Below are 25,983 nucleotides of genomic sequence, written 5' to 3'. Positions count from 1 at the left end.
GGGTTACTCAGGCCGTGCGTTTTGGGTTTCGGTAGCGCGCTCGGCAGGACGCTCGACAGGACGGACATGAACGGTGGCCGTCATGCCGACACTCAGCAACGTTTCATCGGGGATTTCATCCAGGGCAATACGTACCGGGATGCGCTGCGCCAGGCGTACCCAGTTGAACGTAGGCGCAACCTGAGGCAGCAGTTGCTGGTTCAGGTTGGTATTGCTGTCGGCAATGCCCCGGCCAATCCCTACCACGTGGCCGTTAAGGTGCGTATCGCCGTTCATTAAGACGACATCGACCGGGTCGCCCACGTGAATTGTGGCCATTTTGGTTTCTTCAAAATAACCCACCACGTAGTAAGAATTGGCGGCGATCAGCGCCAGTACTGAGCTTCCGCGGTTGACGTAGTTACCGGCCGAAAGCTGCACATTCAGCACATGACCGCTTACCGGCGCGTTAATCTGGGTTCTCTCCAGGTCAAGCTGGGCGCTTGCCAGATCAGCCTCAGCCTGCTGCAGGTCAGCGGCGGCAATGCGCGAATTTACCTGGGCAACCTGCTGATCCTCAGCGCTAATCGCGCGGCTATTGCGCAGCTGATTGCGGCGGCCCTCTTCGGCCCGGTTGAGCTCAAGCGTTGCCTGACGATGTTCTACCGTTGCCTGGGCTTTATTCACTGCCGCTTGATAGCGTGCATCGTCGATCTCAAACAGCGTATCACCCTGGGCAACGTAATCGGTGTCGGCCACGTTAAGGGTGCGTACCCAGCCGGAGACATCCGGGGCAATGGTGATGACTTCTGCATGCACGCGGGCGTCGCGCGTCCAGGGCGTATAAAGGTAATAGCGCCATAGCCAGGCACCGGCGGCAACGGCAATCGCGACAATAATAAGGGTCAGCAGAATACGAAGCGAAGGGCGCATTAAGGGTCTCTCTTAAGGGCTTTCAAGCAAAATGGTAAAGATGAAGGTGGTGGCTGCGGTAAAGATGACAAAAAGAGAGATGTCGAACCATGCCTCGTACCACAGCGCGTACTGCCCGACTATCCAATGAAGCAAGGAGCGGGTCACCAGAGTGGCGACAAACCCAATCAATGCGTAAATCAGCAGAGGGCTGAGATAAATGCCGCCAAAAGCGATTTCTTGAAGACCCATAACATCCTTAACGTGGCCTGAAGTCATGTAAAGAGACAAGAGCTTAGTGAGTTATCTGATAGATGCCAGATGTTTCACTCTTTTTATAGCATAGAGAGCTTAAACGAATCTTGCTTTGCAGGGGAGGAGTGACAAGAGAGTCTTCGTCTGCAGTGTTTGCTGGCTATTTAAGGTTTGGCGCCAGGTGCTAATAGGGAAGTACTTACTTAATTAGACAAATGAGAATTATTCTTTAGTATTAGTGTCGTAACTACTCACTGTCAGCCCGGTAGTTGGAGACGCAATTGTGCTAATCAAAAAGAAGAAAGCTCGATCTCATACCGAAGATCGTTATCTGGCAATGGTGCTGGCGACGGCTGCGGGTATTCTCAATGCCATGGCATTGGGCGCCTTTGGTTTTCTCCCCTCGCATATGAGTGGCAACGTCTCGCAAATGCCAAGCGAAGTGGCAAGCTCCGATACGCATGGGTTTCTGTTTCTGGCAACTCTGCTCATTGCCTTCGTAATGGGAGGGATGCTTGCCCGTATTGCGGTGATCGCAGGTCAGAAAATAAGAACCATCTTCTGTCTGATACTTCTAGTTGAAGGCGCGGCTCTGGTCGCCGTATCACTTTTTGAAATTCTGGTGTATTCGACGCACTTCAACTCGCAAGTGCTGATAATGCTGGGCTTTTTGATGGGGGTGCATAACTCGACCTCAACGCAACTGTCCAATGGTCGGGTGAGATCGACGCATGTGACCGGCACACTGACCGATGCGGGCATCGCGCTAGGCTCGTTCTTGTCATCCTTCGTGTCACGTGATGGATCGCTTGATCGGCGCTTTTTTCAAAAGCAGTTACATACCCATTTAATAACGATTTTTTCATTCCTGAGCGGATGTGTCGCCGGACTCATACTGTTCGATTTATTCGGCTTCACGGCGATGCTGACGTTAGGAGCGTTTTTGATCGTCGTTGCCGCAAGCGCCATCGTTATCACGGTGCGTACGGCAAGCAAGTTGATGGTTCCTAAAAGAGTATGATGCGGCGATCGCCCACCCCGTGGGGTGGGCTTTTCTGCGTCGGTCTAGATAGCCTAGCGGTCTCGTTCCAGACTCTGCACCGTTAGATCCAGCGTCTTGTACATATTCAGCCGAGCGGAAAGGCCAATATCCGGATGATTCAGGTCATTGGCGCGTTCTGACGGTAAAATTGGTGCGGTCAGGTCATCGGCATCAGTCGGCTCGAAATCGTACTCTTCACCGATGGTCATGGCGCCGCGGCGGAGCAGAATGCGTAACTGCGCTGGCGTGAGTTCTGGGTCTATCGACATCATGGCAGCCAATAGGCCCGCCACCAGCGGGGTGGCGTAGGAGGTTCCACAATGGGCCTCGCCTTGCTCACCCTCTATCAGGGAAGACCCGCGCACACAGGCCGCCGCAGTGATATCCACGCGCATATCGATATTCGATGCTTCACGTTTGATCACGTAACGGGGATCTTCCACCGGGACGTCCTCATCACTGCGCTCATGCCCACCCACTACGAACAGCTGCTCGGTCACGAACGAGGAGGGCAGCCGATAATCATCACTCCCAGAAAACGATGATGCGTTGCCCGCTGAGTTCACGACCACTACATCCGGATGTTCTCGGCGCAGCCATAAGAAGAACTCTTCAAGCAGTTCTTCATAACCGCTCATGGCAATGCCTGAGCGCACTAATGAATCAACCTCGTCGCCGTTAATATCGGTAGCGCCTACCCGGTGGATGCCCCAGCTCCAGTTGAGCACTCGGACACCGTCTTCCACAAGGTTCACCGAGGCGGCGACATTGGCGGTAATGCCTGCATCTGAATTGCGGTCCACAATCACATCAAAGCCTGGGCCTACCTCGTCCAAGCCGCGTAGAAAACCACTGTTGCCACCTTCATTCCAGGCCGCGGCAAAAACGCCGGCAACCGTGGTGCCGTGCCCATCGGGCGTGGCGGCATCGCGTGCATAAACACAGGTTCTTGACGAATCTTTACGGCAGTCGCCCAGGTAATCGGCAAAATCCGGCGAATCAAAGTCGACTTCTCTCTCAATGACGCCAATGCGTATGGGCTGCGTTTCGATATCCCCGTTCTGCGGCAGACGCCGCTGGTAATAGTTCACGGCATCCAGAAAGCGATTGGATGCCCATCGCTGGTCATCTGCATTGGGTAGGTTGTTTGCCTCACTCTCAGCGGTTTCTTCTGCGCCGGATTCTTCGACGACGACCGCATCGATGCTGACCTCGCTGCCTAACCTGAGTACTAACGCATCGCGCTCCTCCAGGTTGTCGACGGGTAAGCGCAATTGATAGGTATTGAGCGGCGGGATCATGCCGACGACTTCAGCGCCGTATTTTTCTGCCAGCCGCTGGGCCTCCTCGGCACCGTCGTAGTCTTCTTCAATGATCAGACTGATCAGATCCACGTAGGTGGTAATGTCATCCATGTTCTTGGCGGTCTCTTGATCCGTGGCCGCCAGCACATGGCTGCCTCTGAGGCTGACCCAAACCGGATTGCTGGACTGTTCGTGCTGCTCGAACCACAGAGGACCGCTTTGCGCATCGGCGCTATTGATGCGCACCCGCACTCGATCTCCATCGTGGTCAAGGCCTTCTGCGTGAAGTGGGGTGCCGTTGAGCTTCACTTGAAAATCGGTGTCATCCAGCCCGCTGACACGCAGGCAGAATTCTTGAATATCCATCGCCAGCAGATTGCCACAGCGTTGCAGTTGTTCAACTCGTAAAGGTTGCTCACCCTGTGAAGGCTGCTCAGCAGCTGCGCTAGTCGCTATTAACACCAATGTCAGCGCGGCAACCAGGCGGCCCGCGCCACAATATTTTACTGTCATACTCATGCTCCAGACGGCATTCAACACAATGGCATTCAACCCAATGGGTATTCGATTGGCTGCACGTAGCATAAACGTATTCGCTGAATGGAACATGAATACGCTGTCCTCCCAGCAGCTGCATTCGTACGACACTTAATGCTCAACTTACCTTTATGGTTGCCGCGTACGTTATGCTAGTCATTACTTTGCTAATGATTAATCCGCCCCCCAAGGAGTTTTAGCGCACATGATTGAAGCAAGAGGACTCACCCGCCTGCCACTGCGTAACGTTGCCTTTGTTGCCTGCTGGTGTCTGTTGGCTATTTCACTCATAGGGCTGTCCTTCTCGCTTATATGGTTATTGGGCGTGGTGGTGTTTGGCAGCCTTGCCTTGCTGGGTTTACACGACGTGCGCCAACGCAAGCGCACGGTAAGCCGTAACTATCCTGTGCTTGCCCATATTCGGTATTTTCTGGAGTCGATCGGCCCGGAAATACGCCAGTACTTTATTCAGTCGGATCTGGATGAACGGCCCTTTTCCCGCGAGCAGCGTGCCGTGGTCTATCAGCGCGCTAAAAACGAGAGCGACAAGAAGCCCTTTGGTTCGCTTCGGGATATGTATCAGCCGGGCCATGAGTGGATTAATCACTCGCTGCTTCCCCATACCATTGAAGACGCTGACTTTCGCGTTCAGGTGGGCGGTAGTCGCTGTAGCCAGCCCTACTTTGCCAGCGTGTTTAATATTTCGGCGATGAGCTTTGGCTCGCTCTCCGGTAATGCCATCGAGGCGCTGAATGCCGGCACTTACAAGGGTGGCTTTTATCACGACACGGGCGAAGGCTCGATCTCTCGCTACCACCGCTTGCATGGCGGTGATTTGGTCTGGGAAATAGGCTCCGGCTACTTCGGCTGTCGTCACGAGGACGGCACGTTTAACGCCGAGCGCTTTGCCGCCAACGCAGCGGATGATCAGGTTAAGATGATCGAGATCAAGCTTTCTCAGGGCGCCAAGCCAGGCCACGGGGGCATATTGCCCGCAGCCAAGGTAACCGCCGAGATTGCTGAGGCAAGAGAAGTACCTATGGGCCAGGATGTGATTTCTCCTGCCGCCCATTCAGCGTTCTCAACCCCGCTGGAGTTGATGAGCTTTATTGGCCAGCTGCGCACGCTTTCCGGCGGCAAACCGGTAGGTTTCAAGCTGGCGATTGGTCACCCCTGGGAATGGTTTGCGATTGTTAAAGCCATGCTGGAAAGCGGTGAAAGGCCGGATTTTATTGTGGTGGATGGCGGTGAAGGCGGAACCGGCGCTGCGCCGCTTGAGTTTATCAACCGTATGGGGGTGCCGCTCACCGAAGCTGTAACGCTGGTGCACAACACGCTGGTGGGCGCTGGGCTTCGCGAGGAGATTCGAATTGGCGCGGCAGGCAAGATTACCTCCGGCTTTAATATTGCCCGCACCATGGCGCTGGGGGCCGATTGGTGTAATGCGGGCAGGGGGTTCATGTTTTCTCTAGGGTGTATCCAGGCGCTCAACTGCCACTCCGATAAGTGCCCAAGCGGCGTGGCTACTCAGGATCCCAACCGCAGCCGCCATCTGGATATCGCTGACAAAACAGACCGCGTGTACAACTTCCACCGCAATACCTTAAAAGCGTTGGCGGAAATGCTGGGCGCCGCCGGGCTTAGCCACCCTAGTGAGCTGGGGCCTGAGCACATTATTCGGCGGGTGTCTGAAAATGAGATTCAGTCTTACGATCAGATGTTTACCTTTTTAAAGCCTGATGAACTGCTCAGTGGCCGTTGCGAGCACACGGTGTTTCAGCAGTACTGGGAAGAAGCGCGGTCAGACTCATTTTTGCCCTCTTCCAGAATTTCCCGGCTGCGGCTTACCAAGCTGGAGTAAAGCTTAGGCGTAAGGCACGTTAGCGCCGCCTGGGTAAGACTAAAGCCTGACTGAGCTGATAAGACGGTCAGGCTTTGGCTTGCTTGATCCACATAGGTAGGCTGTAATTCGTTTCACCACTGACACGGATAAAACAGTGTTACCTACTGATCGTTGGTGGACAAACGTCGGCTCACCTCTATGGATAAAGTAATTATGAAAGCACACGGCTCGTGGCCTACATGGATAGTGCTGGTAATAGCATTGGCATTTTCCAGCCTCTGCACGGCGCAATCTCAGGGAGAAGAAGACCAGGATAGCCGTTGGTTCGCGATTAGTACGCTAAATGAAGGGTTGGATGAGGCGCCTGACGACGTTCGGCGCGCAACCCCGCGTGAGTCGATACGCAGTTTTTTGAGGTTAACCAACGAGGAAAAGTTTGCCGAAGCGGCACACATGCTGAATCTTAATGACCTGTCAGCGGAAGAGCAGCAGAGCCAAGGCGCGTTGTTGACCCGTCAGTTAGCCGAAGTATTGCGGCGCGGTGAGTGGATGAATGCCTCAAACCTTTCCGGTCGTCAGGACGCCGCTGTTGAAGACCCCACCGGTCAAAACTCCCTGGCGGGCCAGCCGCGCCGAGATATTGAGCTTGCGTCGCTGAAAATAGAAGGCCAGGACTACGATATTCGCCTGGGGCGCTACCGGTTAGATGACCAGGACCCCGTCTGGTTGATCATGCCAGACAGCATTACCTACATCCCGGATCTTTATGAAGAGTACGGTCCTTCAATGCTGGAAGAGTATATCCCCAGCCGCTTAAAGGCTTCGTTTGGGATGCTCAAGATATGGGAATGGATCGCCATTCCGATTTTTCTGTTGGTGATTACCTTCGTGGGTTGGGGAAGCTACCACTTGGTTGAGCTGATGGCACGCTTGCTGCCGAGCGGGGCACGAAGCATCTTCGCTGCGCGAATTAAAGGTCCGATGGCCTTGATCATGATGTCGTTGGTGACCCAAACGCTGCTCGACTACGTCGTATCGTTTTCCGCTGTCGCCACAACCACTTTTCGGATTGTATTGATCGCCATACTGGCCTGGAGCCTCGGTACCATTGCGCTTCGCCTGATAGATACCATTATGCTGCGCATGACGCGCCGCCTGGTGGGGGAAATTGACGACACCAAACCCAAGGATGAGCGTAAGCTTTTAACCTCGTTATACGCCTTACGCCGGGGCATCATTCTGCTTACGGTAATCAGCGTTTCGATTTATGTTTTAAGCAAGATCCAGCTCTTTGAAACGTTGGGGTTATCGATTTTAGCCTCGGCGAGCGTCTTGGCGGTACTCGTGGGTATTGCCGGGCAAACGGTGCTGGGCAATATCCTGTCTTCCTTTCAGCTGTCGCTTGCTAAACCGATTCGTATCGGCGACCTGGTGATGTTCGAAGGGCAGTGGTGCTATGTAGAGGGCATTTTCTATACGTTTATCCGTTTGAGGGTATGGGATGATCGGCGGCTGATCGTGCCGGTCACCTACTTTACCTCCAAACCCTTTGAAAACCTCTCGGTTAAAAGCGCCAAAATATACCGCGGCCTGGAGCTGATTCTTCACTTAAGCGCCGATATTTCAGTGATCAGAGAAAAGTTTCTGGCTGTTGCCAAGGAAGAGGACAGTGTGGTCGAGCACCATAAGCTGCTCTGCTATGTCACGGGGCAGACTGCCACGGCCCAGACCATTACCTGCTATTTGATGACGTCTGACCCGCTTTCCGGCTGGACCGCGGAAATGAATGTTCGAGAAAAGCTGATGACATTTATTCGCGATCAACATCCAGAGTGGTGGCCTCGCGAAGTTATGGTGATCAGCCATAACGATGTGGCCAAAGGTGAAAGGCCCAAGAAGGCTGCGTCAAAGGCAGATGCCGAGCAGAAAGAGCATTCAGACGAGGACCAGTCTGAGCATGAAGAAAGCGCGGATGCAGCATCCGATTCATCAGACGAAGAACGTTCCGACGAATCAGAAAGCTCGGGCGAGACAGAAAGCGCGCGCTATACAGATGAGTCGGAAAGTTCTAACGATACGGACAGCTCAAATAAAAAGCCCGCTTCGTAAGGTCAGGGGCGGCTAACGTCTTGGTATAAATGCCGTATTTAAACGTTACCGCCCGCTGGTTTGAATACGCCAGCGGGCGGTAAGGCGCTTCTATACGGGGAGGCTTTGCTGCTTAGGAGAAGACGCGGAAGCGTTCTTCGTCATTCATATAGGTCTTTTCACCGAACGGCGCTTCATGAGAGCCGAAAGGCATCTGGGCACGCAGCTTCCAGGAAGACGGTAGATCCCACGCTTCAAATACGGCGTCGTCGATGATGGGATTATAGTGCTGCAGGCTGGCGCCGATATCGGCTTCTGAAAGCGCTGTCCACACGGCAAATTGGGCGATACCCGTAGCGTGCTCTGACCAAACAGGGAAATTGTCAGCGTAGAGCGGGAATTTGTCTTGCAGCCCTTTGATCACATCCTGGTCTTCAAAAAACAGGACGGTGCCCGCGCCGGCGGCAAAGCTATTAATTTTTTTCTCGGTAGGCTCAAAAGAGTCAGCCGGTACGATCTTGCGCAGCGTATCCATGACTAGCTGCCAGAACTTGTCGTGCTGTTCATTGAACAAAATCACCGCACGCGAGCTTTGTGAGTTGAACGAGGTAGGCGCCTGCTTGACGGCTTCCTTGATCAGCGCGGTTACTACAGTCTGGCTAATGGGGATATCTTTACCGATGACATATTGACTGCGGCGCTGCTTGTAAATATTGATCGCGGGGTTGGGCATAACGCGTTCCTTAGTTTCGGGTATGGGGCTTCGAGGAAACACCCTACCTCGAAATAGCCAGTAGCAATCTAATACACAATCAATTTAGAAACCATGGATAAAACTCAGCGCTTTCAGTGAATAAAATCTACTAATTTACACCGAGGTTCAGCCGATAAGATCAGGTAGCGCCTCAAGGCTGAAGCGCTGTCTGTGTTCGGGGTGAACACGTGCTACTTCTTAAACTGCCGACACACGGTTGCCTGGGCTAAGGCGCTGGCTGCTTCTCATTTTCGGCTAGTTTTTCCTGTGCCAAGCGCTTGGCTCCAGCGATATCCTGCTTGCCAGAACCCAGGCGGGGAAGGGTATCTACCGTTAGCCAGTAGCTGGGTAACATCATGGGCGATATGCTATTTTCCAGCATCGCGGCCCTGACCGTTTTAGCATCCAGCGGTGTCTCGGATAGCAGCACAATTCGCTCGCCTTTACTTGCATCCGGTATGTTGACCGCCATGATGGCCGTGTCCGGGTCGTTCAGCGTGGCTTTCACGGCCTGTTCTACTGCGGCAAGGCCGACAATTTCGCCGCCGATTTTGGCAAACCGCGAGTAGCGGTCAACGATGGTTAAAAAGCCATCCTCGTCTAGATAGCCTTTATCGTTAGTCACGTACCACTGCTGATGGTCAATTTCGCACAGCGCAGCGTGGGTGCGTGCCGGGTCATTCAAATAGCCCTGCATGACCTGGGGACCGCTGATCAGAATCATGCCCGCATCACCCGTGGAGAGCTCTGCAAAGCTTTCCGGGTCAACAATCTTGAAGCTCGTGCCGGGCAAGGGCATGCCCACACTTCCTACCTTGGCGCCACGCTGAACCTGCAGATAGTTGATATCCAGTGCGTCGGGCAGGTTGACCGCCGCCACGGGGGAGGTTTCCGTTGCGCCGTATCCCTCGTAAATCAGCTTATGAAACTTAAGCTGGAACGCGCTGCGTACGCTGTCGTCGACCTTTTCCGCCCCGGCCACCACCACTCTTATGCTATCCAGCATCAGCGGATGAACCTTGGAGCTACGCGTAAACAGGCGCAGGAACGTGGATGTGCCGCACATGATGGTCGCTTGATACTTGGCTGCTGCTTTTGCGATACCCACGGCATCGGTCGGGTCGGGATGACACACCAGCGGTAGACCTTCAATCAAGGGCAAGAACTGGGTAACCGTTAGGCCAAAGGCGTGAAACAGCGGGAGTGAGGCCAGCATGACGTCGTTATGTTCAGTGTTCAACGCGTCGGAGGTCTGCTTCACGTTGGCCATCAGGTTACGGTGGCTGAGCATTACCCCTTTCGGCTGCCCCTCGCTGCCGCTGGAAAAAAGAATGGCTGCGGTGGCTTCGGCGTCATGCGCTCGGCAATAAAGCAGGCGCAATAGCCCCGTAGGTAGTAGGCGCACTGAAAGCCAGGTAAACAGGCGCTCACCCCGACCCATTGAGGCTTGCAGCGCTTCCAGGTAGACAACATTCTGCTTGGCAAGCAGCTCGGCAATATTCAGCCCGCGCTGTTCAAGCTTTTCGACAAAGCGCTGCGAGGTATAAACGGTTTCAATCTCCGCTTGTGCCAAGGCAGACGCCAGCGCCTCCTGGCTTGCGGTGTAGTTGAGGTTAACTACCGTTTTACCCGCCAGTAGTGACGCCATATTGGCAAGTACGCCAGCGCTGCTGGTGGGCAGCAGCAGGCCAACGTTTTGCGCTTTGCTTTGCTTGCGAATACGTTTGGCCATCAGAATGCTGGCGGTTAACGCCTTCGCGGCACTCAGCGGGCGACTGATGGTGTCAGCCAGGGCTAGTTGGCCGGGGCGGCGCTTGACGCTGCGTATCCAGGCATCCGGCAGGGTATGCAGGTTTTCCATCGAAAGCTGCCAGGAGCGGGTAGCCTGCTCGAAAATGCGCCGTTTAAGCACGTCCGCCGGGGTCTCTTTAGGTAGCGTGCGGCCAAACACCACAACGATTGAGCGGTGCAGCGGCGCATAGCGCAGCTCTTTCAATTTGCTGGAGGAGTGCGAGAACTGGCTGCCCCATAGTCCGCGCAGATAAAACGGAACGATTTTGACGTCGGGGTTGGCCATCTTGCAGGCGCGCTCATAGCCTTTGCGGAATTCGCCCAGTTGTCCCGTGCGGCTGATGGCGCCTTCCGGAAACAGACACACCACTTCACCGGCGTTGAGCTGATCGGCGACCGCTGTCAGCGCCTGCTCGGCACCAACGCCGCGTTCAATCGGAATACAGCCCAGCGCTTTAAAGAACCAGCGTAGATACCAGCGTTGATAAATGCTTTTAAGCATCACAAAGCGTACCGGCCGGGGGCTGGCGATCTGCACCATGGCCCAATCCACCCAACTGATATGGTTGCCCAGTAGCAGCACGCCACCCTGGGCGGGCATGTTTTCCAGGCCGTGAACATCCACCCGGTAGCGTCGGGTAAGCAGAAAACCGAGTAAAAAGCGCACCAGGCTCTGGGGCAGCTTAACGATGGTGTAGCCGCCACCGATCATCGCTACGCTGGCAATCAATAGCAGTAGATAGTGGCTATCCACGCCCGCTAAAGCGAATAGCGCCGTGAGCACCAAAAAGCCCAGCATGGCGAGGTTTTGAATCCAGTTATTGGCGGCCAGCACGGTACCCAGCTCATTGTCAGCGGCATGGAACTGGATTAGCGCATTGAGCGGCACGATAAATAGCCCACCCATCAAGCCGATAAACACAAAGTTCAGCGCCTGACCAAGCGGCGACGTGAGGAGCGGCAGGCACCACAAGCCAACGGCCACGCCCAGGGCACCAACGGGAATCAAACCCGTTTCAATCCGATTGCGGGAAAGCTTGCTGGCGAGTACCGAGCCCAGTGCGATGCCGATACCGCTGGCCGCGAGAATACCTTGAAGCACCAGCGTGTTACCGATGTCTAGAGCACCTTTGGCATAGGCGGGGAAAGCCGCCAGCAGCACCTGGCCGACCGACCAGAACGTGGCCAGACCAATAATCGAAAGCTTTAATACGGGCTGCGATGCCACCAGGCGTAGATTGTATTTTAGAGCGCTGCCTTTAATGTAGCGCTGCCAGGTAAGCGGCGTGCCTGGCGTGGGTGGGGCATCCAGTGACAAGCGGTAAAGAGCCAGCACCTGAATCACACTATTAACCACCAGCAACCAGCCTAGCGGGGCAATTTGGCGCAACAGTTGGTCAGGGGATTGGTTCGCAAGAGGTGTCCAGGTTTCGAAGAAGGCGGTGAAAATCACTGTGCCGGCCAGAATAGCGCCGATGGTAAGCGCCTGGATAAGGCCATTGGCTTCTGCCAGACGCGGCTTACCAAACAGGGTTCTGACCATGCCGTATTTGGCCGGGGAGTAGAAAGCTGACTGAATCGCCAGAAGTAGCGTCATGGCGAAGGCGAGCCAGAACCAGCCTTGGTAGTAAGCGGCGGTAATACCCAGTGAAATGGCCACCGCTGCCCACGCCGAAAAGCGTAGAATGCGCACTTTGGGGTAGGTATCGGCGACATGACCGGCAGGGCTGAACAGCATGATAAAGGGCAGCAGAATCAGCCCGTTCACCAGCGCCGTCAAGACTATCTGGACGGTGCCATCGTAGCTTTTGAAGATTGTATTTTGAATCACAATCTTATGCCCTAAATCCATAAAGGCATTGAGAAAGATAGCGATGAGATAAGGCCAGGCACCTGGCGTGCGGAGCAGTCGTTGCATGGTTCGTTAGCCTTGTTTGCGTCTCGAAGTCATCGGACTTTCCTTTATAGCTCTGGTTTACGCAACCTTTTAAAGATGAGTTGCGTTATTTGTGCGGTAAAGTATCGTTATTCGATACTTTACGCCAGGAGGTCGCTGTGTCTCAAACCGACTCACTGCTTAATACTTTAAAGCGCCAACTGCGAATGCAGGGAAAAACCTACGCCGATGTGGCTCAGTGGCTTGGATTAAGCGAAGCCTCAGTTAAGCGGCTTTTTGCTGAACGCAATATCACGTTAGCACGCCTTGAATGCATCTGTGAGCAGCTCAACCTTGAATTTGCCGAGCTGGTGCAGACCATGCAAACCGAAGAGCGCCGCCTGCAAGAGCTTACCCAGGCACAAGAGCAGAGTATTGCTGACGACCCCAAGCTATTCTTGATTGCCGTTTGCGTAATCAATGGTTATAGCTTTGCTGAGATTCATCATCAGTATCAGCTAAGCGAAGCGGAATGCACCCAGCAACTGCTTAAGCTTGAACGGCTTGCCCTTATCCAGCTGTTGCCGGGTAACCGAATTAAACGCAGAGTAGCGCCTAATTTTCGCTGGCGGCCTGGCGGCCCTATTCAGCAGTTCTTCCAGCAACATATTGCCAACGACTTTTTTCGCTCACGTTTTGACAGCGAAAGCGAAAAGCTGCTGGTCCTCAACGGCCTGCTCTCCCGGGCGGGTAACGACGAGTGGCAACAGATCATGCAGCGGCTGGCCAAGGAGTTCCATGAACTCTGTGAACGGGAAAGCAGCCTGCCCATCACTCAGCGCTTTGGTACTACCTCGGTGCTCGCGGTGCGCCAGTGGCAGCATGGGTTGTTCAAGGGCTATGCGCGTAAGCTTCCGCAACAATAGAGTGATGAAGGCGAGTGGGCAACAAGCAACGACGGCGTGTTAGTACGTACTGACGCGGTCAGGTAAACTGCCCACCTTTTATCGTTGCCTTGTTCGCAGAGACTCATCATGACCCGTTATCTTTTCAGCAACCGTAGCTTTCTTTATGAATAGAACCGCGTTTAAAGCCCTGGCCTGCCCGCTTGATGGCGACCCGCTGACTCAAGCCGAAGGCGCTTGGCGCTGCGCGGCCGGGCACAGTTTTGATATTGCCAAACAGGGCTATGTGAACCTTTTGCCGGTTCAAAACAAGCGTTCAAACGACCCAGGCGATAGCAAGGCCATGGTGTCTGCCCGACAGCGTTTTCTGAATGCCGGGTATTATCAGCCCATTGCAGACGCTATCAATCACGCTGCCTTGAGCGGCGCGCCGGAAGATATGCCGCTTAGCTGTCTGGATGCCGGTTGTGGTGAGGGCTATTACTTGCGCCAGCTGGCCCAGGCGGCATCTGATAATACCCAGCTTGAGCTGATTGGCCTGGATATTTCCAAATGGGCGGCCATGGCCTCGGCCAAACAGAGTTTTCATAAAGAGCAGGGTCGTCAAAAAGACCCGTCTGCCACTTGGGTAGTAGGCAGTAACGCTAACTTGCCTGTGCAATCTGCCTCGCTGGATAGGCTGCTATGCATGTTCGGCTTTCACGTGATGAGCGAGTTTGCCAGGGTGCTCAAGCCGGGGGGGATACTGTTACAGGTAGAAGCAGGCGCAAATCATTTGCGCGAGCTGCGCGAAATCATTTATCCAACGCTCAAGCCTGAGCGCAGTGGTGAGCAGTTAGTGCCGGAAGGATTCACTGCGCAAGTAGCTGAAACGGTCAGTTACTCGCTCACACTGAATGGTAAAGAGTCCATTGCGGATCTGCTGGCCATGACCCCGCATCTTTATCGGGCAAGCGCTGAGGGCCGCGAAAGAGCGGCAGCACTGGAGACACTCACCGTGAGTGTTGATGTGCGAGTGAATAAATGGATTAAAAACGCATAGAAGAAGGGCAGGCAAGCCGTGGTTGGCGGCTTGTTTGGTTTGGTTACAACTTTACTGAACCCAAACGCAACAAGGCCCGCCGAAGCGGGCCTTGTCAGTCAGACCCTAAGGTCTGAACAAACACTTAATAATAAATATTAAGAAGTTTGCTTGATGTTAGAAGCCTGAAGGCCTTTTTTACCCTGGGTAACGTCAAAAGAAACGCTAGCGCCTTCTTGAAGGGTTTTGAAGCCGTCAGACTGAATTTCGGAGAAGTGTGCAAACAGGTCGTCGCTGCCGTCAGAAGGAGCGATGAAACCGAAGCCTTTAGTGTCGTTGAACCATTTAACTGTGCCAGTTGCCATGATTAAATCCTTTCGCGCATATGCGCTGTAATGATGTTCCTGGTATTACCCAGATTAAGTAGCGGGTGAAACAAGGAATACAATATCAGGCTTGCCGAAAAAGATCGTACACTTCTGAAACCATGCTGCTTGCTAACCAACTGACGCTACAGTGTCACGATTGGCGTCGCGCGTCAAAGGCTTTTTGTATTTATTTTCCAGGCCGAGGCAATATTTCCTTCTTTCTTATCCGCTGACGGCTTGCCGTGCGCTAAGTATTTAATACTAATTGCTTAATGACTCCGCGGGCCCATGGTGAGCTGCACTAGTGCCCCAGCGGCTGCTAGCGCACTGGCGCTTACAGCAAGTATCCAGACAGGTAGCGCGCTGGAAAGCATAAGCCCACCAGCTGCCGCCCCAATAGCGCTACCCAGGTATAGGGCTGATTCATTCAGCGCCACCGCGAGATTACCATCGCCATGCTGTTGGCGAACGCGCATTAGCGCATTATTTTGCGGTACCTGTAACGCCCAGCCAACGGCTCCCCATAAGCTGATAGGCACAAGCGCAAGCCATGGGTGCAGGGAGGCGGCGACTGGCAGGCTAATCAGAGAAACTGCCAATAACAGCATAATCACCAGCACAACCCTGGAGCCTTGGCTTTTATCCACAATCGGGCCAATTAAAAAGCTGCCCAGAATCCCGCCGACGCCCCAAACCCATAGGTAGAGCGCGATAGACGCGGTTTCGCCGGAAGGGGATGCCGCCATAAACGGAGCAATAAAGGTATACATGCCAAGGCTTGCTATGGCACCCAAGAGCGAGACGGCCAAAATGGTCAGCGTGGCGGGGTGCTTCAAAATAGGCAGCTTGCGCCACAGTGAAACATAAGGCGCAGCGGGAATGTCGGGTAGCTTAAGGTAAAGGCCTGCCAGGGAAGTCGCGCCGAGCAGTGCAATCAGCCACATGGCTGATGTCCAGCCCAGTTGCTCGGCGAGTAACAGACTAAGCGGCACGCCAAGTACCGTGCCGCTTGCCATGCCGCCCATAATGACCGCGATGGCTTTGCCGCGCTGCGCTTCAGGCGCCAGCGTCGCTGAGGCCGCAATTCCCAATGCCAGATAAACCCCGGCTCCCACGCCCGCCAGCGCTCGCCAAGCCACTAGCATTGCAAAGCTTGCGGCCAGCGCACTTGCCACATTCGCCACAACGAAAAGTGCTAGCGCGATAATTAACCCCGTTCGCTGCTGATTGCCTGGGAGCAGCGCAACTGCGATGGGCGAAATCAGGCCATATGCCAGCGTAAACGCCGTCACTAACTGTGCCGCCATCGCATCCGAGACTAGAAATGCAGAGGTGATCAGGGGAATAAGCCCTGCGGTGACATAGGACGCCATACCTAATGAAAAGGCGCCCAAGGCAATAAGATAAATCGATAGTCGAGAAGAAAACGCCATCAGGCTCTCCAGTCAGGCTCATTATGTACTTGTTAGCGTGTGTTGCTGACCGCTACCAAGTGGTGAAGGCGCTATTCTGGAGAGGCTTTAAAGGGGGTACAATTTAACTATTTATACTATTACTAAAGGCAATAAGATGGCGCTGGAACGTTCGTTAAAACGCACCCGCACAGAGCTAGGGGAGTTTTTACGCAGCCGACGTGAGCAGGTAACACCGGAAGAGGTTGGCTTGCCCGTGGGCAAGCGGCGCCGCACGCCGGGGTTACGCCGTGAGGAGGTGGCAGCACTCGCAGGGGTAGGCTTGACCTGGTACACCTGGCTGGAGCAGGGTCGAGATATTCGCGCCTCGGCGGATTTTCTCGACCGTCTTGCGCGCACGCTAAAGCTCGATGCCATTGAGCGACGTCATCTTTTTTTACTGGCGCATCAGCGTCTTCCCGCTGAACCGGGGAAAACCTGGTGCAGTGTACCGCCGCTGGTACATCGCCTGATGAACGACTTGCCCACGCGGCCTGCGTACGTGTTGAATTTACGTTGGGATGTGCTGGCCTGGAACCACGCCGCAGCTCGTCTGTTTGGCTTCTCCGAGCATCCTCCGGAGCAGCGTAACCTGCTATGGCTACTGTTTATGGATACGGCTACGCGCGCTCTTTTCGACCCCTGGAAAGCGCAGGCACGGCAACTGCTTGCCAGCTTCAAACGTGATGCGGCCCGTGCGCCTGAAGACCCGGCAATCAATCAACTGATCAAGACCTTGGTGAAAGTGGATCCGGATTTTAAAGCGTGGTGGGCAGGGCAGGATATCCACGGGCCTTGTCATGGCATTCGCCATTTTCATCTAAAGCCGTTAGGAGCGATCGATTTTGAACATACCTCGCTGATCGTCGATGAAGACCGCCATCTACGGCTGGTCTACTACGCCGCTCGCGACACCGTTCAAGACGAGGCGTTTGACCACTGGCTTCAGGAAGGCCAAACGCCAGTGGCATGATTAGCGGTTCGTGGCTGGCTCCAGTACCCAGCCGTCTGATGTGGCGCGCAGATAATCGGTCAGTGCCAGGTGGCGTAAGAAATCCTGGTCATGAGAGACCACTACCAGCGCGCCAGGGTAGCCTCTCAGCATACTTTCGAGTGCCTGTAGCGAGGGCAGGTCGAGGTGGTTGCTGGGTTCATCCAGCAGCAATAGCTGCGCGGGCGGGTCGGCATAAAGCGCGCACGCCAGCGCTACCTTGAGCTGTTCACCGCCGCTTAGCTTTGCGCAGGCAACGCTAATTTTCTCAGCCGTAAGCCCAAGGTGTACCAGCCGGGTTCGCAGCAGGCTGACAGGTGCCGCTCGGTTGGCCGCTTTTAACTGCTCTATAGCGCTCTGGGTTTTATCCAGTTGGGCCAGGTGTTGATCGAGATAGGCGCTTTTGACATGAATACGGCTTTCGCCTGTTTGGGGTAGAAGTTGCCCCGCCAGGAGTTTAAGCAGTGTGGATTTACCCGAGCCGTTGGAACCAACAATGCCTAAACGCTGCTGTCCTTGCAGGCTGAGGTTAAGCTTTCCTGCAACGTAAGAAAGCGTGATATCGGTTAGTTCAGCAATCATCCGCTTGGCAGGCTGCACGGCAATGTCATGTAGCGCGATATTAGCATCTTCAGCAAGCTGCTCCCGCGCTTGCTGGATAGCGCTTAGGTGCTGGCTGTGTGTTTCTGCCTGCTGGCGGGCGAGGCGGCCGACGGAAAGTTCGCTGCGCGCCTTTTGGCGATCCAGCAGGATTTTTGCCTGATTGGCATCGCGCCGCTGGCGGTTGCCACGTGCCTGACGCCTTTCCTGACGTTCCTGCTGCTGATTCAGTGCGCGCTCTGCACGTTTTTTGTCTTTTTGATGGTGTTCAAGGTTCGTTTGAGCCGCTGCCTGTTCACTCGCCTTTTGTTCGGCGTAAAAGGAATAATTACCGCCGTAACTGCGTAGTCCAAGCGGCGACAGCTCCACGATACGCGGCAGGTGAGCAAGCAGTTGTCGGTCATGGCTGACAACCAGCAGCCCTTTGGGCCAATGGGTCAACTGCTCGATAAGCGCTTCCCTGCTCGGGCCGTCCAGGTGATTACTGGGCTCATCCAGAATAAGAAAGTCCGCCCTGGATAACAGCACGCCGATCAGGGCAACGCGCATGGCTTGGCCGCCGCTCAATGTCGCGGCCGGGGCTGTCGCGTCAAGGTGTGCAAGGCCACTGTGCTCTAGCTCTCGCTGTAAGGTCTGGCGGATATCCCAACGATCACCCAGCGCATCAAAGTCGTCTGGATGTGGGCTGCCCGCCTCAATACGGGCAAGTGCTGCTAAAGTGGTGCCTACGCCTGCCAGGTCGGCTAGCGTGCCGGAGGCTTCTTGGGTAACGCGTTGCGATAAATAGCGCACTTCGCCAGTGCTCATGCAGCGCCCCGTTGAAGGTGCGATTTCGCCCGCCATTAGCCTGGCCAGCAGCGTTTTACCCATGCCGTTACGCCCTACCAGGCCCGTGGGCGTGGTGTCGAAGGTTTCCGTTAACTCGGAAAACAGAAGGCGACCGTGGGGTAGCGTATAAGAAACGCGATCGAGCGAGATAAACGTCTTCGTCATCGGATGTACCTATCAATGCCTGACATTCCCCTTTTAATAAGGGACGGAGAACGTGGCCGTCGAAAACAGGACGGCGGCATTAATAGCGCATTGGACGAATACCTTTAATAAGAGAGAGGGCCTCTAGCCTAGTCAACTTATGTTGCTTTTCCAAGCCTTTCGCCGCGCTGCAGTGGGTTCAGGTTCGGCGTAAGCTGGCTCTTCTTTAAACAAGCTTCCATGGTTCTGTTGTATATAGAGGTTGTATTTTAGCTCCGGCTACTTAGAGTGACGTTTTCAGTTGACGGGCTCTATTGAGCCCTTTTGGTAAAGGTGAATGCATGACGGCACTGTTGAAAGGGTATATGCGTTCTTCGTTGATCTTACGGGTCACGATTGCACTGTTACTGGGGCTGGTCGTTGGTTTGTTTGGCGGTGACGCAGTCGCCACCTGGCTTGGCCCGGTGGGTGATCTGCTGCTGCGCCTACTGACGTTTCTTATCGTGCCTATCGTGCTGTTTACCCTGATGGTGGGTATCAATCGGTCGCGCGAGGGGAGCGTAGGGCGCGTGGGAGGCAAGGTGTTTGCCTACTATCTCGTCTCCACGGCGCTGGCAATTGTCGTGGGGCTGAGTGTGGCCTCGCTGTTCAGCCCAGGAAGCGGCATGACGCTGGATGAAAACGCCAGCTTCACGGCACCGGAAAACCCGGGCCTGGTCGATGTCGTTCTCGGTATCGTGCCGAGCAACATTATCGGCGCCTTTGCCGAACAGAATCTGCTGGGCATCATTTTTACTGCGCTGGTGTTCGGGTTTGCGCTGTTGAAACTTCGCCAGCAAGCCACCCAGCCAGGCAGTGCCGAGCGCTTGTATGAAGTAATCGAAGGATTGAACGACGTCACGCTCAAGGTCATGGCCGGCGTGCTGCACGTGGTGCCCATCGGTGTGTTCGCCATTGTGGCCGAGACGGTCAGCCAGCAGGGCCTGGAAACGCTGCTGTCGTTGGGCGATATGGTGATGGTGTTGTATATCGCGCTGGCCCTGCAGCTTTTAATCTACTGCGTGATCATGCGCCTGTTCGGGGTAAAGCTTCGGACCTTCTTTCGTGAAGCGCGCACGCCCATGGCCACTGCGTTTGCCACCCAGAGCAGCTCCGGCACCTTGCCGTTGACCATCAATGCGGCACGGCGGCTGGGGATTTCGCGCAGCGTGTACGGGTTCAGCCTGCCGCTGGGAGCCACTCTCAATATGGACGGCGCGGCGATTCGCATCGCGATTTCCGCCGTTTTCGCCGCCAATGTGATCGGCGCGCCGCTCGATTTTGTCAGCATGGTGCAGATCGTGCTGGTCGGCACGCTGGTTTCGGTAGGTACCGCTGGCGTGCCCGGGGCGGGGATCATCATGATCGCCACGGTGTTTGCCCAGGTGGGGCTGCCCATCGAAACCGTGGTGCTGCTGACCGCCATTGATGCTCTGGTAGGCATGGGCGCCACGGCGTTGAACGTGACCGGCGATTTGGTAGGCACCACGGTGATCGCCCGAAGTGAAGGTGAGCAGCTCAGCGAGACGCCTGTTGAAACAGACGAGACTTCCGCCACGGTCATCAGCAAGGCGTGAGCGGCTAACCTACAGGAGTATCCGCGATGAAGGCACACGAGCAGATCTATCTGAACCGGGCCCTGGCGCTTGCAGAAGAGGCGCTTGAGGCGGGCGATGAGCCCTTTGGCAGTGTACTGGTCAGCGCCGAGGGAGAAATTCTAGCGGAAGACCGCAACCGCATTGCAAGCGGTGATGCCACTCAGCACCCCGAGTTCACGCTGGCGCGCTGGGCGGCCCAGCACATGACGCCCGAGGCGCGTGCCAACGCAACGGTTTACACCACCGGCGAGCACTGCCCCATGTGCGCGGCCGCTCACGGATGGGCCGGGCTTGGTCGCATCGTTTATATCAGTTCATCCGAGCAGTTAGGACGCTGGCTGGCAGCTCTGGGGGTGGCACCGTCGCCGATCAAGGCCTTGCCTATCGGTCAGATAGTACCGGCGCTTGAAGTAGAAGGCCCCATCGCCGGTCTGGATGAAAAGGTTCATGTCCTGCATCAGCGCCGCCACGCAGGCTAAGCTTTCGCAGGCTAGGCTTTACGAGAAAGTGGCTTACGCTCGCCTAGTGGTTTTTTCGTGCAACCCCTAGTAATTAAATACCGCCCAAACGAAACAGCCCGAGCCATTGGCTCGGGCTGTGGGTAACGGGGTAAGCGTTCCTAATGCTTCAGAATGACATAAAACGCGTGAATGACGCCTGGAATAAAACCAAACAGTGTCAAAATGATGTTGAGCCAGAAATGTCCCTTTAGGCCAACTTCAAAAAAGACGCCTAATGGCGGCAAAATAATCGCGAAAATCATCTTGATAGGATCTGTTGCAGTAAACGCCATAAAGCCTCCTTTGCTTAATCGATACGTTACTCCTTGCAAGTGTAGACGCAGGGTTCACACTTAGCGAATGCGTCCACGTTAGTTAGACTTAACGTTTAGGTTGTGGTTCATCCAGAGTTACGCCGAATTATCAAAAAACCGATTATCAAAAAAACGATTATCAAAAAAAGGGAAGGGAATCCATGTATAAACTGTTGCCGCCGTCGCTAATGCTGACGGGTCTCGCGGTCTCAAGCCCCCTTTGGGCGCAAAACGAGCCAGCATCGGTACAGGCATTGCCTACGGTTGAAGTAAGCGCACCGCGTTTGGCGCGTGAGCTTTACGCAACGCCGGCGGCGGTTTCCACCGTGGACCAGGAAACCATCGCCCAGGGCCAGCAGCGTGTTCGGCTGGATGAAACGCTGGTCGGTGTGCCCGGCGTTTTCATTCAGAATCGCGACAACTTTGCCCAGGGCCAGCGGATTGCCATTCGGGGCTTTGGTGCCCGCGCCCCGTTTGGGGTGCGTGGGATTACGGTGATGGTCGATGGCATTCCCTATACCTTGCCCGATGGTCAGGCGCAGCTGGACGCGATTGATCTGGATAGCGCCGAGCGTATCGAAGTCATTCGTGGGCCTTCGTCGGTGCTTTACGGCAACGCCGCGGGCGGGGTGATCGATGTGACCACCGCCGATGGGCGCGAAAACCCGGGTACGCGCCTGCGGGTGGAGGCGGGCAGCGACGGGTATCGTAAGGCGTCCCTGCAAACCGGTGGTTCGCAGGGCGACTGGTCGCACAACGTCAGTTTTTCAGCGCTCAATGTGGATGGCTACCGCGATCAAAGCTCAACCGAGAAATACCTGCTCAATGCCAAGCTGCGTCGCGAGCTGGGTAGCGAGCGGGCGCTGACGGCGATTGTGAATCTTCTGGAAAACCCTCGCTCGGAAGACCCCGGCGCGCTGAATGCTGGTGAAGTGGCAAGCGGTCGGCATCAGGCCGCGCCGAATTCGCTGGCGCTGGACGCCGGGCAGAATGTCGATCAGCAACTTATCGGCTTGCAGTACGAGGATTTGTCCGCAGGGCCAGGTGAGTTCTACCTGAAAGGCTTTATCGCTCGGCGTGATTTTGAACAGCAACTGCCCTATGTGGGCGATAGCCGTATCGGCTACCAGCGTGACTATATGGGCGCGAGTGCCGAGTATCATCATGAAATCGCCCTGGGCGAGCTGCCGTTAAGCTATGTGGCGGGGGTGGACGTGGCCCGTCAGGACGATGATCGCTTCCGGCGCGACGTCAATGCTCAGGGCGGCGTAGGTGAGCAGGTGGCGGATGAAACCCAAACGGCAACCTCTACCGGGGTATTTGCTCAGGGTGATTTGGGACTCACCGAGCAAGTAACGCTTTCCCTGGGCGCGCGCTTTGATCGTGTTGATCTGGATGTGGATGATCGGTACTTGGCCGATGGTGATCAAAGCGGCGAGCGTACCTTTAATGAGTGGAGCGGCTCCGCCGGGCTAAGCTATCGCTATCGCCCTCAGCATCAGGTGTATATCAACACCGGCACTGCGTTTGAAACGCCGACGTTCTCCGAGTTCGCCAACCCGGCTGGCGGTGGGTTCAACCCGTCCATTGAGCCGCAAAAAGCCTGGAATCGTGAGGTGGGTACGCGGGGATATATCGAGCCGCTGGCCATGGATTACGACCTCGCCCTGTTCTCGGTGCGCGTACGCGATGAGCTGGTACCTTTTGATGAAGGTGGGCGTACCTTCTACCGGAATGCGGGCGATACCAACCGCGATGGCCTGGAACTTTCCCTTGGCTGGCAGTTAGCGGACCAGTGGCGTTTGAACAGCGCGTTAACCCTGGCTCGCTATGAGTTTGACGAGTTTGCCACGCCCAGCGAGCGCTTTGACGGCAATCGCATCCCCGGCTTACCCGAGCAGACCTGGGTCAATCAGCTAACTTGGGAGGGGCTGTCACACCGCTTTGCCACGCTTGAAACCCAGTACGTGGGTGACATGGTGGCCGACAATGCCAATGAAACGGAGATTGACAGCTATTGGCTGGTCAACCTGCGGGTAGGCGATGGCTGGCAACTGGGTGGCGATACGTTGTTAAACGCTTACGTGGGCGTGCGTAATCTGTTTGATGAAGACCACTATGCCAACGTGCGCTTGAACGGCACCTTTGGGCGTTTTTATGAGCCGGCGCCGGGGCGCAGTGTTTACGGCGGTTTGGAAGTACGCTTTTAAGCTTTCAGAAAATAGTTTTCAGAAAATAAAAGTGGCAATAAAAACGGGCAGCCTTTGGGTCTGCCCGTTTTCGTGTCGGTCGACTATATCGGTCGGTAAGCCTTACTCGGGTAAGGCATAACCGATCACGTAGTCACCCATCAAGGTACCAAAGGTTCCGTGACCACCGGCCGTTACCACAACGTACTGACGGCCATCGGCGCCGGTATAGGTCATGGGCGTGGCCTGGCCACCTGCAGGCAGGCGAGCTTTATAAAGCTCTTCACCGGTGGTGATATCGTAACCCCGCAGGTACTGATCCAGCGTGCCCGACATAAAGGTAACACCGCCTGCGGTGGTCAGCGGGCCGCCGAGTGCCGGAACACCCACGGGCAGGCCAATCGGCAAGCCAAGGGGCATGCTGTCGCGGGTGGTGCCGTTACGATGTTTCCAGACGACTTCCGCACTTTGCAGATCGATACCCGTTACATCGCCCCAAGACGGTGATTGGCAGGGCAGATCAAAAATCGACAGCAGCGGGCCTAGCTCAACAGCATAAGGTGCGCCGGCGTTGGGCTGAAGGCCCTGTTCGCTGGCCGAGCCCTGGCCCTCTTCCACTTCGTCACGCGGAATCAAACGTGAAACAAAGGCGAGGTACTTGGCGCCGGTGAACAGTGCCTGACGTTCAGGATCGACCGCGACGCCGCCCCAGTTCATTACGCCGACGTTACCCGGGTAAATAATGCTGCCTTCCAGCGACGGCGGCGTGTACTGGCCTTCATAGCGCAATGAATTGAACTGAATACGGCACATCATCTGATCAAAGGGCGATGCGCCCCACATATCGCGCTCGGTAAGCGGCGGTGGCAATAGGTTCAGCGCTGAGCGTGGCTGTGTTTCTGCCGTCCAGTCACCCTCTACTGCGCCTTGAGGAACGGGGATTTCTTCAATCGGGACAATGGCTTCACCGGTTTCACGGTTGAGGACATACAGGCTGCCTTGCTTGGTCGGCTGAATCACCGCAGGCTGGGTGCCTTCATCGGTTGCCAGGTCAATCAGCACGGGCTGGGCTGGCATATCCATATCCCAAAGGTCGTGATGAACAAACTGATAGACCCAAGCCACCTGGCCTGTTTCGAGCTCAAGCGCGACCAAGCCCGCACTATAGGTTTCATCGTTTTCGGTACGATCCGCGCCGTACTGGTCGGGCGTGGCGTTACCCATGGGCAGATAAACCAGGCCTAGCTCTTCATCAACGCTGATCGGCGGCCAGACATTAGGCGAGTTGCGGGTATAGGTTTCCCCGTCTTCGATAGGCGTGGTGTCATCCGGGTTACCGCTATCCCAGTTCCAGACCAGCTCGCCGGTGCGTACGTCAAAGGCACGGATAACGCCAGACGGCTCATCGGTTGAGCTGTTATCGGTGACGTGACCACCTAGAATTACCAGGTTTTCAGTCACGGTGGCAGGCGAGGTGGAGTAGTAGCCGCCCGGATCAAAACCGCCGATATTGCGCGTTAGCTCCACCTCACCGTTTTCACCAAACCCTTCGCAGCGTTCGCCGGTATCCGCATTAAGCGCGATCAGGCGGGCATCGGCGGTAGGCAGGTAAAGGCGACGCGGACACATGACGTCAGTCTGGCTGATGATCGCCGAGGGAGCATTTTCACCCTCATTCGCAGCGGTGGTTTCAAAGCCACCCAGCAGCGAAACATCGATGTCAAAAGCATCGCTGTCGGCAAACAGCGCGGAAAGCTCGTCGGTAGTATCTGTGTCAATGGCAGCGTCGGCGCTTTCACCACTGGTGGCGTAGTTGGCTGCATCATAATAGGCCAGGCCGCGGCAGGTCATGTGCGCCCAGCCGGAGAAGTCGTCGGCGCCCTGGGTGCTGATTTGTGGGTCGAATTCCCAGATCGTTTCACCGGTTTCCGGGGAAAGCGCCATGGCGCGGCTGTGTGATGTGCAGATATACAGGCTGTCGTTAACCTTCAGCGGCGTATTCTGGTTAGTGATTTCAGGCGGAGCGTTGGAGCCGGGCTCATCGCCGGTTTGAATACGCCATACTTCTTCGAGTTCACCGATATTGTCTGGGGTAATCTGGCTAAGCGAGGAGTAGTGCGTGCCTGCATTGGTGCCGCCATAGGCAGGCCAGTCGTCACCGGCTACCTGGGCCGGGTTCACATCGCCACTTGTGCGGTTCTCTGCGAGGGTGCCCTCTATCTGGGCCGGGTCATCCATCAAACTGGCAATGGCCACCACGATGGCGGCGGCAATGCTGGCCGTCAGCGCAAGACTTCCGCCGCGTGAGTGGAGCGGTTTGCGCCACCAGGGCAGCAGCATGATAATGCCGATGAGGGCAAGAATGGCGACCCGAGGCACCAGTTGCCACCAATCCAAACCGACTTCCCACAATGCCCAAAGCAGTGTGGCAATTAAAATCAGGGCGTAAAGCCAAAGCGCAGCGCCGCGGCGCATGGCAAGCAGCATGCCGCTAGCCGCAATGCCAATGCCGGCAATCAGGTAATAGGCGCTGCCGCCTAAGCTAAGCAGCTTGCCGCCGCCGATGGCGAGTGCCAAGCCAGCAACAATAAGCAAAAGACCTAGCAGCAAGGCAGGCCATTTACCGCGAGTTCGCTTGTTTTCATCCATGAGAG

At 55.5% G+C, this 25,983-nt stretch carries 19 protein-coding genes; 9 read left to right on the top strand and 10 right to left on the bottom strand.

Annotated features, from left to right (window positions below; genetic code table 11):
* Positions 1 to 3: 3 nt before the first annotated feature.
* Positions 4 to 912 (bottom strand): efflux RND transporter periplasmic adaptor subunit, encoded by a 909-nt coding sequence (locus ACT3XD_RS06850; protein WP_192537558.1) that lies wholly within the window; start codon positions 910 to 912, stop codon positions 4 to 6.
* Positions 913 to 924: 12 nt separating this feature from the next.
* Positions 925 to 1,143, bottom strand: a complete 219-nt coding sequence (locus ACT3XD_RS06845; protein ID WP_192537557.1) for a DUF1656 domain-containing protein — start codon at positions 1,141 to 1,143, stop codon at positions 925 to 927.
* Between the two features lie 286 nt (positions 1,144 to 1,429).
* Between ACT3XD_RS06845 and ACT3XD_RS06840 the strand changes: the two genes are divergently transcribed.
* Positions 1,430 to 2,167, top strand: coding sequence for a YoaK family protein (locus ACT3XD_RS06840; RefSeq protein ID WP_318782746.1), 738 nt, complete (start codon positions 1,430 to 1,432; stop codon positions 2,165 to 2,167).
* A gap of 53 nt (positions 2,168 to 2,220) precedes the next feature.
* Here the strand turns inward: ACT3XD_RS06840 and ACT3XD_RS06835 are convergent, their stop codons facing one another.
* Entirely contained in the window at positions 2,221 to 4,005 is a 1,785-nt protein-coding gene (locus ACT3XD_RS06835) for a S8/S53 family peptidase (RefSeq protein WP_192537556.1), read from the bottom strand.
* Positions 4,006 to 4,234: 229 nt separating this feature from the next.
* Between ACT3XD_RS06835 and ACT3XD_RS06830 the strand changes: the two genes are divergently transcribed.
* Together ACT3XD_RS06830 and ACT3XD_RS06825 are read left to right on the top strand one after the other, a co-directional pair.
* Positions 4,235 to 5,890 (top strand): FMN-binding glutamate synthase family protein, encoded by a 1,656-nt coding sequence (locus tag ACT3XD_RS06830; protein ID WP_192537555.1) that lies wholly within the window; start codon positions 4,235 to 4,237, stop codon positions 5,888 to 5,890.
* 195 nt (positions 5,891 to 6,085) lie between these two features.
* Positions 6,086 to 7,981, top strand: coding sequence for a mechanosensitive ion channel family protein (locus ACT3XD_RS06825; RefSeq protein ID WP_225736094.1), 1,896 nt, complete (start codon positions 6,086 to 6,088; stop codon positions 7,979 to 7,981).
* Positions 7,982 to 8,093: 112 nt separating this feature from the next.
* On the opposite strand, the gene ACT3XD_RS06820 is transcribed toward ACT3XD_RS06825, so the two are convergent.
* Together ACT3XD_RS06820 and ACT3XD_RS06815 are read right to left on the bottom strand one after the other, a co-directional pair.
* Positions 8,094 to 8,693 carry a nitroreductase family protein gene (locus ACT3XD_RS06820; protein WP_192537554.1) on the bottom strand — a complete coding sequence of 200 codons (600 nt, stop codon included), beginning with the start codon at positions 8,691 to 8,693 and terminating at the stop codon, positions 8,094 to 8,096.
* Between the two features lie 247 nt (positions 8,694 to 8,940).
* A complete protein-coding gene (locus ACT3XD_RS06815) occupies positions 8,941 to 12,423 on the bottom strand; it encodes an acyl-[ACP]--phospholipid O-acyltransferase (protein WP_192537553.1) in 3,483 nt (1,160 codons plus the stop codon).
* Positions 12,424 to 12,560: 137 nt separating this feature from the next.
* Between ACT3XD_RS06815 and ACT3XD_RS06810 the strand changes: the two genes are divergently transcribed.
* Both ACT3XD_RS06810 and ACT3XD_RS06805 read left to right on the top strand, forming a co-directional pair.
* The gene (locus ACT3XD_RS06810) at positions 12,561 to 13,307 is read left to right on the top strand and encodes a helix-turn-helix domain-containing protein (protein WP_192537552.1); all 747 of its coding nucleotides are present in this window, start codon (positions 12,561 to 12,563) and stop codon (positions 13,305 to 13,307) included.
* Between the two features lie 145 nt (positions 13,308 to 13,452).
* Positions 13,453 to 14,328 carry a putative RNA methyltransferase gene (locus tag ACT3XD_RS06805; RefSeq protein ID WP_192537551.1) on the top strand — a complete coding sequence of 292 codons (876 nt, stop codon included), beginning with the start codon at positions 13,453 to 13,455 and terminating at the stop codon, positions 14,326 to 14,328.
* Between the two features lie 137 nt (positions 14,329 to 14,465).
* Here ACT3XD_RS06805 and ACT3XD_RS06800 read toward each other — a convergent pair whose 3' ends face one another.
* Together ACT3XD_RS06800 and ACT3XD_RS06795 are read right to left on the bottom strand one after the other, a co-directional pair.
* Positions 14,466 to 14,672: a cold-shock protein gene (locus ACT3XD_RS06800; RefSeq protein WP_018917934.1), complete on the bottom strand. Its 207-nt coding sequence runs from the start codon at positions 14,670 to 14,672 to the stop codon at positions 14,466 to 14,468.
* A 272-nt stretch (positions 14,673 to 14,944) separates the two neighbouring features.
* Positions 14,945 to 16,108, bottom strand: a complete 1,164-nt coding sequence (locus ACT3XD_RS06795) for an MFS transporter (RefSeq protein WP_192537550.1) — start codon at positions 16,106 to 16,108, stop codon at positions 14,945 to 14,947.
* 136 nt (positions 16,109 to 16,244) lie between these two features.
* Here ACT3XD_RS06795 and ACT3XD_RS06790 point away from each other — a divergent pair, with 136 nt between their 5' ends.
* Positions 16,245 to 17,099, top strand: coding sequence for a helix-turn-helix transcriptional regulator (locus ACT3XD_RS06790; protein ID WP_192537549.1), 855 nt, complete (start codon positions 16,245 to 16,247; stop codon positions 17,097 to 17,099).
* On the opposite strand, the gene ACT3XD_RS06785 is transcribed toward ACT3XD_RS06790, so the two are convergent.
* On the bottom strand, positions 17,100 to 18,710 hold the full coding sequence (locus ACT3XD_RS06785; RefSeq protein WP_192537548.1) for an ABC-F family ATP-binding cassette domain-containing protein: 1,611 nt from the start codon (positions 18,708 to 18,710) through the stop codon (positions 17,100 to 17,102).
* A 320-nt stretch (positions 18,711 to 19,030) separates the two neighbouring features.
* Between ACT3XD_RS06785 and ACT3XD_RS06780 the strand changes: the two genes are divergently transcribed.
* A complete protein-coding gene (locus tag ACT3XD_RS06780; RefSeq protein ID WP_192537547.1) occupies positions 19,031 to 20,305 on the top strand; it encodes a dicarboxylate/amino acid:cation symporter in 1,275 nt (424 codons plus the stop codon).
* Positions 20,306 to 20,331: 26 nt separating this feature from the next.
* Positions 20,332 to 20,805, top strand: coding sequence for a nucleoside deaminase (locus ACT3XD_RS06775; RefSeq protein WP_192537546.1), 474 nt, complete (start codon positions 20,332 to 20,334; stop codon positions 20,803 to 20,805).
* Between the two features lie 140 nt (positions 20,806 to 20,945).
* On the opposite strand, the gene ACT3XD_RS06770 is transcribed toward ACT3XD_RS06775, so the two are convergent.
* On the bottom strand, positions 20,946 to 21,119 hold the full coding sequence (locus ACT3XD_RS06770) for a YqaE/Pmp3 family membrane protein (RefSeq protein WP_192537545.1): 174 nt from the start codon (positions 21,117 to 21,119) through the stop codon (positions 20,946 to 20,948).
* Positions 21,120 to 21,301: 182 nt separating this feature from the next.
* On the opposite strand from ACT3XD_RS06770, the gene ACT3XD_RS06765 reads away from it, so the two are divergent.
* The gene (locus ACT3XD_RS06765) at positions 21,302 to 23,350 is read left to right on the top strand and encodes a TonB-dependent receptor family protein (protein WP_192537544.1); all 2,049 of its coding nucleotides are present in this window, start codon (positions 21,302 to 21,304) and stop codon (positions 23,348 to 23,350) included.
* Positions 23,351 to 23,452: 102 nt separating this feature from the next.
* Here ACT3XD_RS06765 and ACT3XD_RS06760 read toward each other — a convergent pair whose 3' ends face one another.
* Complete coding sequence (locus ACT3XD_RS06760) at positions 23,453 to 25,978, bottom strand: glucose/quinate/shikimate family membrane-bound PQQ-dependent dehydrogenase (protein WP_192537543.1); 2,526 nt, start codon at positions 25,976 to 25,978, stop codon at positions 23,453 to 23,455.
* Positions 25,979 to 25,983 lie beyond the last annotated feature (5 nt).

This window comes from Halomonas sp. AOP7-B1-5 (genome assembly GCF_052353045.1).
Taxonomy (GTDB): domain Bacteria; phylum Pseudomonadota; class Gammaproteobacteria; order Pseudomonadales; family Halomonadaceae; genus Vreelandella; species Vreelandella colorata.
The sequence above is the reverse complement of the archived record's forward strand: the minus strand, read 5'-3'. Positions and strand labels throughout refer to the sequence as shown.